The organism is Faecalibacillus intestinalis, from assembly GCF_015097455.1.
GTDB classification, from domain to species: Bacteria; Bacillota_I; Bacilli_A; order Erysipelotrichales; family Coprobacillaceae; genus Faecalibacillus; species Faecalibacillus intestinalis.
Map to the genome: position 1 here is coordinate 1,631,389 of NZ_AP024085.1, position 15,964 is coordinate 1,647,352.

At 30.5% G+C, this 15,964-nt stretch carries 16 protein-coding genes; all 16 read right to left on the reverse strand.

Annotated elements, in window-relative coordinates; genetic code table 11:
* Positions 1 to 5: 5 nt before the first annotated feature.
* Entirely contained in the window at positions 6 to 461 is a 456-nt protein-coding gene (locus Fi14EGH31_RS08890) for an MFS transporter (protein ID WP_022000891.1), read from the reverse strand.
* A 10-nt stretch (positions 462 to 471) separates the two neighbouring features.
* Positions 472 to 1,086, reverse strand: a complete 615-nt coding sequence (locus Fi14EGH31_RS08895) for a rhomboid family intramembrane serine protease (protein ID WP_107030322.1) — start codon at positions 1,084 to 1,086, stop codon at positions 472 to 474.
* Entirely contained in the window at positions 1,070 to 2,077 is a 1,008-nt protein-coding gene (locus Fi14EGH31_RS08900; RefSeq protein WP_022000893.1) for a DNA-processing protein DprA, read from the reverse strand. The genes Fi14EGH31_RS08895 and Fi14EGH31_RS08900 overlap by 17 nt, the downstream gene beginning before the upstream one ends.
* A 107-nt stretch (positions 2,078 to 2,184) precedes the next feature.
* Complete coding sequence (locus Fi14EGH31_RS15370) at positions 2,185 to 2,304, reverse strand: cupin domain-containing protein (RefSeq protein ID WP_022000894.1); 120 nt, start codon at positions 2,302 to 2,304, stop codon at positions 2,185 to 2,187.
* Positions 2,305 to 2,519: 215 nt separating this feature from the next.
* Positions 2,520 to 3,419 (reverse strand): alpha/beta hydrolase, encoded by a 900-nt coding sequence (locus tag Fi14EGH31_RS08910; protein WP_200764717.1) that lies wholly within the window; start codon positions 3,417 to 3,419, stop codon positions 2,520 to 2,522.
* Between the two features lie 104 nt (positions 3,420 to 3,523).
* Positions 3,524 to 6,157: a pyruvate, phosphate dikinase gene (ppdK, locus tag Fi14EGH31_RS08915; protein WP_022000896.1), complete on the reverse strand. Its 2,634-nt coding sequence runs from the start codon at positions 6,155 to 6,157 to the stop codon at positions 3,524 to 3,526.
* A 152-nt stretch (positions 6,158 to 6,309) separates the two neighbouring features.
* Positions 6,310 to 7,893, reverse strand: coding sequence for a DEAD/DEAH box helicase (locus tag Fi14EGH31_RS08920; RefSeq protein ID WP_022000897.1), 1,584 nt, complete (start codon positions 7,891 to 7,893; stop codon positions 6,310 to 6,312).
* 65 nt (positions 7,894 to 7,958) lie between these two features.
* Positions 7,959 to 9,341 carry a D-2-hydroxyacid dehydrogenase gene (locus Fi14EGH31_RS08925; protein WP_118473805.1) on the reverse strand — a complete coding sequence of 461 codons (1,383 nt, stop codon included), beginning with the start codon at positions 9,339 to 9,341 and terminating at the stop codon, positions 7,959 to 7,961.
* Positions 9,325 to 10,791 carry a metallophosphoesterase family protein gene (locus Fi14EGH31_RS08930; RefSeq protein WP_022000899.1) on the reverse strand — a complete coding sequence of 489 codons (1,467 nt, stop codon included), beginning with the start codon at positions 10,789 to 10,791 and terminating at the stop codon, positions 9,325 to 9,327. The genes Fi14EGH31_RS08925 and Fi14EGH31_RS08930 overlap by 17 nt, the downstream gene beginning before the upstream one ends.
* A gap of 52 nt (positions 10,792 to 10,843) precedes the next feature.
* Entirely contained in the window at positions 10,844 to 12,226 is a 1,383-nt protein-coding gene (gene asnS, locus Fi14EGH31_RS08935) for an asparagine--tRNA ligase (protein WP_117575620.1), read from the reverse strand.
* Between the two features lie 10 nt (positions 12,227 to 12,236).
* A complete protein-coding gene (locus Fi14EGH31_RS08940; RefSeq protein ID WP_117575618.1) occupies positions 12,237 to 12,869 on the reverse strand; it encodes a redox-sensing transcriptional repressor Rex in 633 nt (210 codons plus the stop codon).
* Position 12,870: 1 nt separating this feature from the next.
* Positions 12,871 to 13,893, reverse strand: coding sequence for a tRNA (adenosine(37)-N6)-threonylcarbamoyltransferase complex transferase subunit TsaD (tsaD, locus tag Fi14EGH31_RS08945; RefSeq protein WP_117346804.1), 1,023 nt, complete (start codon positions 13,891 to 13,893; stop codon positions 12,871 to 12,873).
* Positions 13,894 to 13,895: 2 nt separating this feature from the next.
* Complete coding sequence (rimI, locus tag Fi14EGH31_RS08950) at positions 13,896 to 14,336, reverse strand: ribosomal protein S18-alanine N-acetyltransferase (protein ID WP_022000903.1); 441 nt, start codon at positions 14,334 to 14,336, stop codon at positions 13,896 to 13,898.
* Positions 14,327 to 14,932: a tRNA (adenosine(37)-N6)-threonylcarbamoyltransferase complex dimerization subunit type 1 TsaB gene (gene tsaB / locus Fi14EGH31_RS08955; protein WP_200764718.1), complete on the reverse strand. Its 606-nt coding sequence runs from the start codon at positions 14,930 to 14,932 to the stop codon at positions 14,327 to 14,329. Before tsaB ends, rimI begins: the two co-directional genes overlap by 10 nt.
* Positions 14,910 to 15,380 (reverse strand): tRNA (adenosine(37)-N6)-threonylcarbamoyltransferase complex ATPase subunit type 1 TsaE, encoded by a 471-nt coding sequence (gene tsaE, locus Fi14EGH31_RS08960; RefSeq protein ID WP_022000905.1) that lies wholly within the window; start codon positions 15,378 to 15,380, stop codon positions 14,910 to 14,912. The genes tsaB and tsaE overlap by 23 nt, the downstream gene beginning before the upstream one ends.
* Entirely contained in the window at positions 15,355 to 15,912 is a 558-nt protein-coding gene (locus Fi14EGH31_RS08965; protein ID WP_022000906.1) for a DUF402 domain-containing protein, read from the reverse strand. The genes tsaE and Fi14EGH31_RS08965 overlap by 26 nt, the downstream gene beginning before the upstream one ends.
* Positions 15,913 to 15,964 lie beyond the last annotated feature (52 nt).

Sequence of the window (15,964 nt, forward strand, 5' to 3'; positions counted from 1 at the left end):
TCCTACTAATTTTTACTTGTTATATACGCTGTCATTGCTCCAATAGCTATAAAAACTAAAGAAAAAAGATTGCTAAACTGTCCTATCGCTAATTGAATAGCCATCACCAAAGTAAGAGATTGACCCCAAAAAGCATAATATGTCAATATCGGTGTAAACAGCGTTCCAAGTAGATAGCATATCACTGAAATGATCCCAACTTTTTCGCTTCCATAACGCGCTATTTTTAAAACAATAAAACCTGTAAAATAACCTGTTAAAATATCAAAATATGAAAAGCTCCACCCTATTTGTAAACTAATAAAATCAAAAGCAATTGTTGAAAAAATAGCAATTACTGTGCCAACAACAAACATTTTTATATAATCACTTATTGATAAATGATAATCATTATTTTGATTAAAAAACTTTTTGGCCTCTTGCCTTTGTTTATATTCATTGTATTTTTCTTGTAAATTCATTATATCCCCCCTAATTTATTATTCTTTCTTTTTTTGAATCTATCTTTTCTAAAACAAACGTTGCAATAAATCCACCAATCATTCCGCCCAAATGACCCACTAAAGAAATCGAAGGAACAGCCACCGAAATAAAAAGCATCAATACAACACTAGAAACAATTTGTTTAAACAAATAGCTATACACATCACCATATAAAACTGATAGTGCTAAAAGCGAACCAATAAGTCCAAAAACAACACCGGAAATACCACCCATCACACTATTTGTACCAATATTAAATAATAAAAATAACAAATAAGAAAATAATGTTGTCGAAATCATCGAAACTACAATAACGATAATATATTTTTTCTCTTTTAATATTTTTTCCATTAACATTCCTAAATTATATAAAGAATAAACATTACAAAAAATATGCATTAAACCAAAATGAATAAAATTAGCTGTAATCAATCGGTAATATTCATGATAGTAATAAACATACAAAGGATTAAAACCTCCAACTTGTATCCCTTGCATAGCGGACATTGATAAACCATATTTTAACGAAGTATACAGATATGTAATAACATTCACAGCCATCAAAAAGTAAGTAATTTTATATATTTTATATTCTCGATTCATTCGTATCTCCTATAAATTCAAATATTGACATTTGATCAATATTAACTTCTTCTATATTTTCTTTTTTATTAAGTTCATAAATCATCTCAAAACTTGTATCTGAAACAATATTTTTTATATAAATCGGTACTGTTTTCATTTCTAGTAGTCTTTGATTTCCAAAACAATCATTATCAAGAACCAATGAAACAGTCCAATTATGATGCATATTATGCATGATTGTAAACCAAGTAGCACCACTATTTATTTTACTTGAAACAACAATTTGAAACATTGACAAAGCACATACATAACTATTTCTATCAATGGCATGAGTAACAGTAAATCTTTTAGCAGGATCAACAGCACTTAAAAAAACAACCTTCCCCATTCTAATACTCTTTTTATATTCTTGTATTTTATTTAGCATATTTTCACAAACAAAGCAAATTATTTGACTATGATGATGCAATCCATAATGAAAGGCCTCTTGATCAATTCCTTTACAATCATTAGAAATTAACCATTTATCTTCATTATTGAGCTTATCAACAAGTCGTTTAACATATCCTTTTTCTTTTTTAGAAACTGTTTGCAATCCCGTAATAGAAATACCTTCAAATTTCACCGGTAATGTTCCTGCAATAAATAAGCAAAGGGGTGCACTCTTTTTCATTTTCTTGATTAGATTTTGAGGATACTCTTCATCATATTTAGTAATAATACGAATTCCTTGTTGTTCATATTCATGCAATTTTTTTAAAAAAAACTGTATCGATTTCATTCGTCGCACAATTTTATATGCACTATATTCAGAAATATCTAATATGTCCATTAATTCATCACTATTTAACCCAAAAAGACTGCCGGGACCATTTAACCCATGAACTTTTAAATTTTTTTCGACTTCCAACCACTCGTCACTTGTTAAAGCAGCTTCATCATATGCATATAAATCACATGTACATAACATCGTTGCCAAACTATTTAAATTCAACATTATTTTTTCCATAATACTCACCTTTATGATTATTATAGACCAATCTTAACATAAAAAAAAGCTATGATGATATTTCATCATAGCAATCATTAAAAGACAACAACTAATAACATTTCAAATTATTCTTTTCCATAGACTGCATGTGGTAACCCAGCAGGCATTACAATTGATTCTCCTTCATGTAAAATATATTTTACACTATCGATTGTAATTTCTCCTTCACCATCCAAACAAGTCACAAAAGCATCTCCACCACTTTTATGAGAACTAATTTCTTCTCCTTTATCAAAAGAAAAAAAGTTACACTTAACGCTTCATTTTGTGCTAATGTTTTAGAAACAACTTGTCCTTTTTGATAAGCAACTTCTTATTTTAATTTTAATACTTTTTGTTTATCAATATTTTTTAAAATATTCTTTCCTCTAATAATAATATTTTACCATATTCCTATTTATTAATCATGAGCTACGCTCTTTTTTATAAATTTAATTACTTCATCAAGCATTTCTTCACAAAAGAACATAGGTCCACCATGATCTGCCCCTTTCATACGATAAAAAATAACTTCTTTATTTTTATCTTTTAAAGCCTTATAAAGTTTAACACTTTGTTTAAACGCTACTAAACGATCCTTTGTTCCATGAGCAATTAAAATAGGTGGAATATCACCATCTAAATATGTCATTGGACTTGTTTGGCGAGCGATATCTAAATATTCTAAAACATTTTTTCTTCCAATTAAATATCCCTCTGGACTATCGGGTTGTTGATGATTTTCTGTTGTTGGGAAGCCATCTTCCATCGTAATATCAACCACACCATAAAAATCAATAATAGCACGTACTTCATTAGAATATTCAGAATATAAATTACTGTTAAATAATGGTAATTTACTTGTAAGTCCACTTACTAAAGCTACATGTCCACCCGATGAATCACCAAATAAAAAAACATTTTGTTCATCAATAAAATATTCTTCGTGATGTTTTCTTAAAAAACGAATTGCTGTTTTAGTATCTTCTATTTGTGCTGGAAAAGGCACTAAATCACTTTCACGATATTGTACAATAGCTACAACAAAACCTTGTTTACATAAATAATTAAGTTGTCCTACATGTTGATAAACATTTTGTTTATGCCAAGCAGACCCTTGAACATAGACAATTAGTGGATATTTTTCATTTTCCATCACCCTTTTACGAGGTACTAATATTTGTAAAACACGCCTGATTCCATCAATATTCATATATTCAACATCCGGAATATACATAGTATCCATTTCTTGATCAGATATGATACGTGTTTGCATTCCCTCAATAAAAGTTTCATCTTCTATCATTTCTTCATACGTCATTTTATCATCTCCTAATTTTTATTATTTCACTAAAAAAAGAAAACTTCAATAATTGAATTTCACACAAATAAAAAGAGAGTAGTTTTCACTACCCTCCTTATAAACTATTTACCCATTTTTTCTTTAACAGCAGCTTGAGCAGCAGCTAAACGTGCTAATGGTACACGGTATGGAGAACATGAAACATAAGTTAAACCAATTCTATGACAGAATTCAACAGTTCTAGGATCTCCACCATGTTCACCACAGATACCTAGTTTAATATCTGGACGAACTGGTTTAGCTTTATTAATAGCAATTTGCATTAATTGTCCAACACCATTTTCATCAATGTGAGCAAATGGATCAGATTCAAAGATGTTCTTAGTATAATATTCATTTAAGAATTTAGCAGCATCATCACGAGAGAATCCATAAGTCATTTGAGTTAAGTCATTTGTACCAAATGAGAAGAATTCAGCTTCTTTTGCGATTTCATCTGCAGTTAATGCAGCACGAGGAATTTCAATCATTGTACCAACTTTATATGGTAATTCAACACCTGCTTCTTCGATAATTGCATCAGCCGTTTTACATACGACATCTTTAACATATTTTAATTCTTTAATATCTCCAACTAATGGAATCATAATTTCAGGAACAACGTTTTGTCCTTCTTTATTAACAGCAATTGCAGCTTCAATAACAGCTCTTGTTTGCATTTCAGCAATTTCTGGATAAGTTACTGCTAAACGGCATCCACGATGACCCATCATTGGGTTGAATTCTTTTAATGATTCAACACGTGCTTTTAACGCATCAAATGTCATACCTAAACTTTCAGCTAAAGGTCTGATTTCTTCATCTGTATGAGGTAAGAATTCATGTAAAGGTGGATCCAAGAAACGAATTGTTACTGGATAGATTTCCATTGCTTTAAATAATTCTTTAAAGTCAGATCTTTGATATGGTAAGATTTTTTCTAATGCTTCTTTTCTTGCTTCTACTGTTTCAGCAGTAATCATACGTCTGAAGTTGAAAATTCTTTCTTCTTCGAAGAACATATGTTCTGTTCTACACAAACCAATACCTTCTGCCCCAAATTTACGAGCTTGTAAAGCATCTCTTGGAGTATCAGCATTTGTTCTAACTTTTAATGTACGTACATCATCAGCCCATGACATGAATGTTTCAAAGTCACCACTGATTTCAGGTTCTACAGTTTTGATTCTTTCACCATAAACATTACCTGTACTTCCATCTAATGACATATAGTCACCTTCATGATATTTTTTACCATCTGGTGTCATTAATACTTTAGCTTCTTCATCAACTCTTAAGCTTCCACATCCACACACACAGCAAGTACCCATACCACGAGCAACTACAGCTGCATGTGATGTCATACCACCACGGATAGTTAAGATACCATGAGCAATATTCATACCTTCGATATCTTCTGGTGAAGTTTCAAGACGAACTAATAAGATATCTTGAACACCATTTTTATGAGCTTCAATAACATCTTCTGCAGTGAAATAAATACGTCCTGTTGCAGCACCTGGAGAAGCAGCTAATCCTGTAGCTACAACTTGAGCACATTTCAATGAAGTTTCTTCAAAGTTTGGATGTAATAATTGATCTAATTGTCTTGGTTCTACTTTTAATAAGGCTTGTTCTTTAGTAATCATTCCTTCATTTACTAAATCAACTGCAATTTTTAAAGCAGCTTGTGCAGTTCTTTTACCATTACGAGTTTGTAACATGAACAATTTACCATTTTCAATAGTAAATTCCATATCTTGCATATCTCTATAATGTTCTTCAAGAATGTCACATACTTTACAGAATTGTTCATAGCATTCTGGCATAACATCATTTAATGTTGCAATTGGTTGAGGTGTACGAATACCAGCAACAACGTCTTCACCTTGTGCATTCATTAAGTATTCACCGAATAATTTCTTTTCACCAGTTGCAGGGTTACGAGTGAAGGCAACACCTGTACCAGAAGTATCTCCTGTATTACCATAAACCATTTGTTGAACGTTTACAGCAGTTCCCCATGAACCAGGAATATCATTTAAACGTCTATAAGTGATTGCACGATCATTGTTCCATGAACGGAATACAGCTTTGATAGCTTCCATTAATTGAACTTTTGGATCTTGTGGGAATTCAACTCCCGCATGTTTTTTGTATTCTTCTTTATAAATAGCAACAACTTCTTTTAAATCTTCAGCAGTTAAATCTGTATCAAATTCAACTCCTTTTTCTTCTTTGATATCATCAAATTTTCTTTCAAATGAGCTTTTTGGGAATCCCATAACAACATCTGCGAACATTTGAATGAATCTTCTATAACTATCATATACGAATCTTTCATTATTTGTAATTTTAGTAAACCCAGTAGCTACTTCATCATTTAAACCTAAGTTTAAAACAGTATCCATCATACCTGGCATTGATTCTCTTGCTCCAGAACGAACAGATACTAACAATGGATTTGTTGGATCTCCTAATTTTTTTCCAGTTTCAGCTTCTAATTCAGCTAATTTATTATCAATTTGCGCACAAATTTCAGGCGAAATTTGTTTTCCATCTTCATAATAAGCAGTACAAGCTTCTGTTGATACAGTAAATCCTTGTGGAACAGGTAAACCAATGCTTGTCATTTCAGCTAAGTTTGCACCTTTACCTCCAAGGATGACTCTCATATCTTTATTTCCTTCTTTGAATGAGTAAACATATTGTTTCATTTCAATCAATCCTCCTAATTAATCAACTAATATAATTATACACATGATAGCCCTTACATTCAAGTGTAAATTGATACCGCTTTCATAATTTTTATTAATTATGTTGATTCTATCGCCTTTAATTTTTTAAAAAAAATTGAACAAGAAACAGCCTAACGGCTATTTGCTTGCTCTATTTCTACTTTTCGTCCATTTAATTTTTCTTTTTGACAATGTCTCATCACTTTTTTTACAGCTTTATCATTAATATTTACAAACGTAAACTTTCTTTTAATATCAATTCCTTGAATATCACTTTCTCTAATATTTGCCTTTGAGACCAAGAAATGAATAATATCTTTTTTCTTTGCTTTATCCATAGATCCTACCGTTAAAAATAAACGTGTATAACCTTCACTTGCACCTTTTTTACGTTTTGATGAAGATTCAAGTTTTTCTTTCGTATAAGGAAAACCAATCTGTTGATTTAAAGATAATTCTATTAAAGCTGCCGTTACATCTTTTAACATATGATTTTCAATTTGATTTACCAAATCTTTCATTGGTTTATGTTCTCCATGTAAAATCATATCTTCTAATTTATACATTAATTCTGTTACTTTATGTTGGTGAATTTGTGTTAATGTTGGTACTTCTAATTTTTCAATATGAGATTTTGTTTTTCTTTCAATCTCTTTTAAATAGCGTTCTTCTTTTCCTACAACAATTGTATAGGCTTTTCCTTCACGATTCGCACGACCTGTACGACCAATACGATGTACATAAAGATCTACTTCTTGAGGTAATTCATAATTAATAACATGGCTAATATTTTCTACATCAATCCCTCTAGCGGCAACATCTGTGGCAATTAAATAATGAATTGTTCCCTCTTTGAATTTCTTTAAAGTTCGCATACGATGATCTTGATTTAAATCACCATGCATTGCTTCTACATTATAGTTAGCCTTTTGCATTTGTTCCGTTACTTCATCAACGCTTCTTTTAGTACGACAGAAAATAATTCCTGATTGTACCGTTTCACTATCAATAATACGGCATAATGTTTCAAAACGGTCTTTTTGTTTAACTTCAAAGTAATATTGTTTAACTGTGTTAGCTGTCACTGTTTTTTGTTTAACTTGAATATGCTTATAATCTGGTTTCATATAATTTTTCGCAATTTTTTTAATACCTTCTGGCATTGTTGCAGAAAACAACATCGTTGTATGTTCTGGATTTGTCTTAGAAATAATCGTTTCAATATCTTCTACAAATCCCATATTCAACATTTCATCAGCTTCATCTAAAACCACGTAAGAAACTTCATCTAGTTGAAGGACTTTACGTCTCATTAAATCCATCATTCTTCCCGGTGTTCCTACGACAATATCAACACCTTTTTTAATCGATTTAATTTGTTTTTCAATACCACTACCACCATATACACAAGCAAAACGTAAAGAACTGTATTTTCCAAGTTTTTTTAATTCTTCATGAATTTGCATGGTAAGTTCTCTTGTTGGTGATAAAATATACGCCTGTGGTTTCTTTTTTCTTTCTTTTAAATTTGTAAGTAAAATACTTGAAAACGCCAAAGTTTTTCCTGTTCCTGTTTGTGCTTGTCCAATGACATCATAGCCTTCCAAAATAACAGGGATAATATTTTCTTGAATAGGTGTTGGTTTTTCAAAACCTAATTCATTGATTGATTTTAATAATTCTTCACTTAATCCTAATTTTTCAAATTTGTTCATTCATTTTCTCCTCAAGTTTTTCGAGTATAACATAATTCATTTTAAATTGCAAAAAAAAGAATGCATTAACATACATTCTTTAAATCACCCTTTAAAAAACCTTGAATATTATCAACGACTAAATCAAACAAACGATTTCTTGCTTCTACTGTTGCCCATGCAATATGAGGTGTCATTAAAAGTTTTGAAGCATCATTAATTTGTAGTAAAGGACTCTCTTTTGCAAGTGGTTCTCTTTCAAAAACATCGAGTCCTGCCCCGGCAATTTCATTATTTTGTAAAGCTTCAACCAGTGCTTCTTCATCAACAATACCACCACGTCCTACATTAATTAAAATAGCTTCTTTTTTCATTAACTTAAATGATTCTTCACCAATTAATCCTTTAGTTTGTTCATTTAAAGGACAATGAATAGAAACAATATCACTTGTTTTTAATAATGTTTCTAAATCAACTGAGAGATAATCTTGCTTCGTATTATTTCCACTTGTTGAATAATACTGAACTTGGCAGCCAAAAGCTTCAGCAATTTTTGCAACCGTACGTCCAATATTTCCCATACCAATAATACCCCATGTTTTTTCATGTAATTCATAAAAACGAGGTCCAATATAACTAAACATACCACTTTCACTATATTGACCACTTTGAACATAATGATGATAATAACTATTTTTATGTAAAAGTTCTAAAGCTAAAGCAAAAGTATGTTGCGCAACACTTAAAGAAGAATACCCTGCCACATTGCATACCGTAATACCACGACGATGACAATAACCTAAATCAACATTATTGACACCTGTTGCTGTAATACAAATAAGTTTTACTTTCGAAGCATATTGTAAGACTTCTTCGGTAAGTAAACATTTATTCGTAATAATGATATCTGCTTCTTTAATACGTTCAATGACTTCTTCTGGATTACTTTGTTTATAAATCGTTACTTGTCCAAATTGATTCAACTTAGAAAGATCAACATCATCTCCTAAACAAACACTATCTAAAAAGACAACGCTAGAACTCTTTTTTTTTAAAATATTTAAAATATCTTCATAAGATTTTCCTGAAAAGAATTTTCCTAAATTGATTGCTTCATTAATATCTAAAATAGAGCTTTCATGATAAATCCCTTTCATTTCATTATCTTCAAATTCAAAACTTAAATATTTATTTAAAAGACAAATTCCTAATGCTCTTGATGTCATTTCTTTATCTTTTTCAATTGTATCTAATATATTTTGAATAAAAGAAGCATCCTCTTGAACACATTTAGTAAGGGCTTCTTCTACTTCAACCCCTTCAAATAAATGATTTCTAAAACCATCATGATAAAGAAATGGTAAAACCACATCATAAACACTCATTGGAACATGCCCATACCCTTTTGTAAAGTTATATAGGATTGCAAGTCCTAAATTTTCATCTTTCATCTTATCTACTAACTTCATTTTGATCCTCCATAAATAATTTTATTTTTACACGATGTCTTTCTTGTTTTGTAAGATCATCATAGAATACAAAACAATACTTAAACACTTGATCTTTACGATTATATTTCAATAAATTATAACTTAAATAACTGCTTTTTCTTTCTCTGGTACCTCCTCCACAAGAAGAACCTCCTGCCATAATATACGTATTTCCTTTTTTTACAACACAAGGAATATGCTTGTGTCCATGGAAAATATAACGTACATGATGTTTTTCTAACCAATACATTACATCTTGAGCATCCACAAGGGCTTTTGTCGAGTCAGCAATTTTTCCCATGAATAGTTTTTCATTCCATTTTATTTTCAAAAAATCATCTTTTCTAAGTGGCATCAAATGATGGTGCATCATAGCAATCAAAGTATAATCCTCTAAATGATTAATAGATAATAACTCATCTTCAATTTCTTGTAAAAGTCTTTGCCCAACCATTCCCCTTGCTAGATTTCCTTGAGAAGTAGAATCTATTTTGATCACAATCATTTTAACATCCGGATAAACTTTAATATTTTCTCCTAGCAAATAAGCTACCACTTTTGTCTTTTGTTTTTTTAAAAGATTCAAGCCATAAACAATGACGTCATGATTTCCTAAAACAAACGTTACATCACTATGATATTTCCTTTTTAAACGATTCATAAAATGAGAGGCTGCATACATATTTTTACGATTAGGCGAATTCATTAGATCACCCGTAATCAAAAATTTAAGTTGATGATCATGAGGAAGCATATGATAAAGTTCATCTAGACTATCCTGTAATACAATAAGTCCATTGTCTGTTTTCTTTGTTCCTAAATGAAGATCGCTTAGTTGTATAAAATATTGATCTTCATTTGTTTGACATTTCTTTTCAAAAATCTTATTTGTTTCTATTAGTCTAAAACATTCTTTTACTTCCTCTATGTTTTTTACAGGATAAAAAACACTTTGCTCTCCTTTAAATATAAAAACACCCGGCCAACGATCTATTTGATAAAGAGCATTTAAAAACAGATGAAAAGGTCCATATAAAGAGATATCTTCTTTCAATGCCTTTTTTATACGAAAAACGCGCATCAAGTCATGATTATAACTATTATCAAAATTTTCAAAGAATTGCTGATCGATTCCCAATAATAAAATGACTTGATATTTTTCTTTTTCCTTTGCTATATATTTATGAAAATCATGTGCATAACTTGTTTTAAAAGCCGTATCATAGGTTTCAAAGTTTTTACTTCTAAAAAGTAACTCACATTCATTTTTTTGAATTTGATGTACAAATGGAAATTTTATATTTTGTTTTGTTAACCAATTTTTAAATTCTACAAGTTGTTCATAACTTGCATACACATACCTAAATGACTTATTACCGTCTTTAAAAATAAAATTAAAATAGAGATTCATCAAATCATATTCATTCATGTGTGTCACCTCCCACATATTATACACAAAAAAAAGCCTAACGAATAGGCTTTTAGAATTTTAAATTTCTTGGAGTTCTTGGGAATGGTTCAACATCTCTAATATTTTGCATACCTGTTAAATACATTAAGAAACGATCGAATCCTAAACCAAATCCAGCATGTTTACATCCACCAAAACGACGTAGATCCATGTACCATTGTAATCCTTCTTTGGCCATTCCTTTTTCATCCATAATTTTTTCTAAGACATCATATCTTTCTTCACGTTGTGATCCACCAACAAGTTCACCAATTCCTGGAACAAGTAAATCACAAGCAGCTACTGTTTTACCATCATCATTTAAACGCATATAAAATGCTTTGATTTCTTTAGGGTAATCTGTTAAAAATACTGGTCCACCAACAATTTTTTCACAGATATAACGTTCGTGTTCTGAATTTAAATCCATACCCCATTCTACTTTATTTTCAAATTTAACATCTGCTTTTAATAAATAATCGATTGCTTCTGTATAAGTCATACGTTTAAAATCACTATCTCTAACTGCTTTGATACGTTTGATACATTCTTTATCAATCATGCTTTCAAAGAATTTCATTTCTTCTGGTGCATTATCTAAGACATAATCAATACAGTATTTAACCATATCTTCAATTAAATCCATATCATCTTCTAAGTCAGCAAAAGCAATTTCAGGTTCAATCATCCAGAATTCACTAGCATGTCTTGAAGTATTTGAATTTTCCGCTCTAAAGGCAGGTCCAAATGTATAAACATCACGATATGTTAAAGCAAAAGCTTCAACATGTAATTGTCCTGTAACTGTAAGATAAGCTTCTTTTCCAAAGAAATCTTTATCAAATTCAGTATCATCGATTGTTGTTGCTCTAAACATTTCTCCAGCACCTTCACCATCATTTGAAGTAATGATTGGTGTATGGACATAAACGAATCCTTGGTTTTGGAAGAATTCATGAATAGCCATCGATAAAACAGATCTTAATCTAAAGATTGCATAAAAAGTATTTGCTCTTGGTCTTAAGTGAGGAATTTCTCTCATGTATTCAAAAGAATGTCTTTTCTTTTGTAATGGGAAATCTTCATCACAAGTTCCTTCAACCACTAAATGTGTTGCTTCAATTTCAAAAGGTTGTTTTCCATCTGGTGTTAATTTTAATTTACCAGTTACTTTAACAGCACTTCCTGTAGAAATATGAGAAGCTTCTTCATAATTATCAATAATTTCATCTAAATAAACAACTTGTACATTTTTAAAATATGTTCCATCATTTAAAGCTAAAAATCCGACTTTCCCACTATTTCTATTTGTACGGATCCATCCTTGTAATTCAACATATTCAATACCATCTAATTGATTTCTATCATTGATATATAATTCATATAATTCTCTTACTGTAATAAATTCAAACATTTTTCTCTCCCTATTCTTGATCATTTGATTTCATTTTAATTACTAATTCTTGAATAGCTACCACAACATCTACTGTTTGGACTTCAACGCCTTCTTGAACCATAAAATGACTATGCGTAAAATCTACAATTCCTTTAATGCCTAATTTCATTAAACGATCCACTGTTTCTTGAACATTTTCTGAAATCGCCAAAATAGCAATTTTACAATCACTTGGAAAAGTTTCTTCCAACTTGTCAATATGACAAATTTTCACACCAAATCTTTCCCCTTCTTTATTTTTATCCATATCATAACCACAAACAATCTTACCTACTGTATATTGCCAACGATTATATTTTAAAATGGCACTTCCTAAATTACCAACCCCAATTAAAATAATAGGTTCATCTAATCCTAAACCTAAAACTTCACTTAAACCATCTATAAGATGTTTAACATCATAGCCTCTTCCACGTCTACCAAAATTATCCGTTTTTGATAAATATGTAAAATCACGCCTAATTGTTGTATCTTGTATTCCTGTAATTTCAAACAATTCACTCGATAAACATGTTTCTTTTCCTTCATGTTGTATTTTTCTAAGCGCTTTTAAATAAACAGGAAAACGGGACATTGTCGCTTTTGATATTTTTTTCTCCACACTAATCCCCTCCTATTGATTCTAATTCTAAATCAAGATGTGGTTTAATGCCAAGCGATAAATCACTAAACTTATTATTATCATACATAACTTTTCCTGCTAAAGCAATCATCATTGCATTATCTGTACAACATTTCATTGGTGGAAGAGACAATTGTACGTCTTCTAACATGGCAACTTGCTCTTTCATCTTTTCTCTTAAACCCCTATTAGCAGAAACCCCACCAGCTAACATAATTTCTTTAACACCATATTCTTTAGCCGCTCGAATCGTTTTATCGACCAAAACATCAACAACAACATTTTGAAAAGATGTTGCTAAATCATTTTGATTGATTTCTAATCCTTTTTGTTTATGATTATGTGCTAAATTAATAACCGCTGATTTTAACCCACTAAAACTAAAATTATAACTATCATCATCCAACGGTTTAGGTAAAGCATAACTTGCCTTTCCTAAATGTGCCATCTTATCTAAAACAGGCCCTCCAGGATAAGGTAAATTTAAAACTCTTCCCACTTTATCATATGCTTCTCCAACAGCATCATCTAAAGTTTCACCAATCACTTCAAAAGAATAAGGATGTTTCATCAAGACAAGCTCTGTATGCCCACCACTGACTACAAGACATAGTGCTGGATAAACAATATCTTTTTCATAATTATTTGCATAGATATGCCCTGCAATATGGTGAACCCCAATTAATGGTTTATCATAAGCCAAAGAAAGTGTTTTAGCAACTTGTAAACCAATATGTAAAGAGCCAACAAGTCCTGGACCTTTTGTTACACAAATAGCATCAAGGTCTTCCATTTTTATATTTGCTTGTTTTAACGTTTCTTTTAAAACAACAGATACACATTCAACATGCTTACGGCTGGCAATTTCAGGGACAACACCACCATACATTGCATGTATGTCGATTTGACTTGCCACGACACTACTCAAAAATTCTCTTTGATCTTTTAAGACAGCCATCGCCATTTCATCACAACTTGATTCAATTGCTAGTAATAATGACATCTCTATCCCTCCAATTCCTTGATCATTAAATACGCATCTTCACCATTGCTATAGTATCTTTTTCTAACAGCAACATTTTTAAACCCAAATTTTTGATACAAAGCAATTGCTTTTACATTTGAAACACGTACTTCTAAATTAACATTTTGATAATGTAATTCTTCACTTTTTTCAAGAGCGTATTCCATCAGTTGGCTTGCACACCCTTGTCCTTGAAAATGTCGATCTGTCGCAATTGTTGTAATTTGACATTGATCACCTAAAAACCATAATCCTATGTATCCAATAATTTGATTTTCTTTTTCAAGAATATAATAACCCGCCATAGGATTCTCTTTTAATTCATGTATAAAATCTTCTTCATTCCATGGTGATAAAAAAAGATCTTTTTCTAATTCTACAATTCTTTTTAAATCATCAACTTTCATTTCTCTTATTGACATATTTTTTTAGCCTCAACTTCCTTAATATATCTTGGAACAAGACCATCAACATTTTCTATTTCTTTTTCTAAAGTAGAAAGTGCATAAATATGATCGGCAAGATCCACTTCTTTTTCAGGTATTCCTACTAAATGTGTATCACCAACAATTTCATAATCACTATATTGTTTTTGATAATTTTCAAATTCATCAATATTTATTAAACAATCATCAACAATAACCTTTCCTTCATTGTAAATTCCTAGAAATAATTTATGGCTTCTTGCATCTAAAATAGAAATAGCTTTTTTCATTCCTGCCATCGCCTTTAAAGAAGAAACAGTTTTTACCTTAATATTCATCGTTGCATTTAATGTTTTCGCAATCGTTAAAGCAACACGTACACCGGTATAAGAACCCGGTCCAATAGTAATGACCATTTCATCAAAATCGCTCATTTTTAAATAATTTTCTTGTAATAACTTTTGTAAATAAACGATTGCATACTCAGATTGCTTTCGATTTCCTTCTTCTTGTAAAGAAGCTAAACATTTTTGATTTTCATATAAAGCTACTACTAAATACTTATTAGCACTATCCATGACAATTGTTTTCATATTCAATCTCCTTTACAAGTTCTTCGTATTTTTTACCAATTGGTTTTAAAATAAATTCTCTATGATCATCATCGATTCTTTTTATCGTCATTGCTAAACGTTCTTGAGGTAAAATATCTTCTAAAAATTCTGGCCACTCAACCACACAAATATCATCACTATCAAAAATTTCTTCAAAGCCTAAATCTTCACTTTGTCCTTCTAAACGATAAGCATCAAAATGAGATAATTGATAATTTCCTTGATATTGTTTTAAAATTGTAAAAGTTGGTGAATTAATAATTCTTTTAATTCCTAAACCCTTTCCTATTCCTTTAGTAAAGGTTGTTTTGCCTGCACCCAAATCACCATTAAGTGTCAATAACATATGCGGTTTTAGTAATTTTCCTAAATATTCACCAAAAGCTAATGTTTCATCTCTATTATTTATAGTAATCACTTTTTCCATAATAACCCTCTTTTAAATCTTGATAAAAACTATACCATTTCTTAGTAAAATTCTGATCAAATGGTCCTCCCTTTTTTACTGCTAAATCAATCAAAACATCTAGTTGTTTCTTTAAAATTTTGTCTAATTCATCACTATAGCCCATTTCACGAGCATGTTGACGATATTCTTCTTGATCTAAAATACGATAGTTTCCATCTGGAAATACTTTTAAATCTAAATCATAATCAATATATTTTAAAGCCTCTCCATCATATAAAGTTGGTGAAGCAATATTACTATAATAATACACTCCAGTTTTTCTAATCATACAAATGACATTGTACCATTTATGTTTGGGCATATACCAAATAGCAGGTTCACGTGTATGCCACATTCTGCCATCTGATTCTGTCACCAATGTCCGATTATTAATAACAATGTAATGATCATCCGTTTCTTGCAAAACAAGTCCCTTTGACCAACATCTATGTATTTTACCATTATGTTTATATCCATGTATTAAGATTTTCTTTCCTACAATATCTTCCACACCAAACGACTCCTTATTAACATTTACATTATACACAAATTCATCTTTCTTT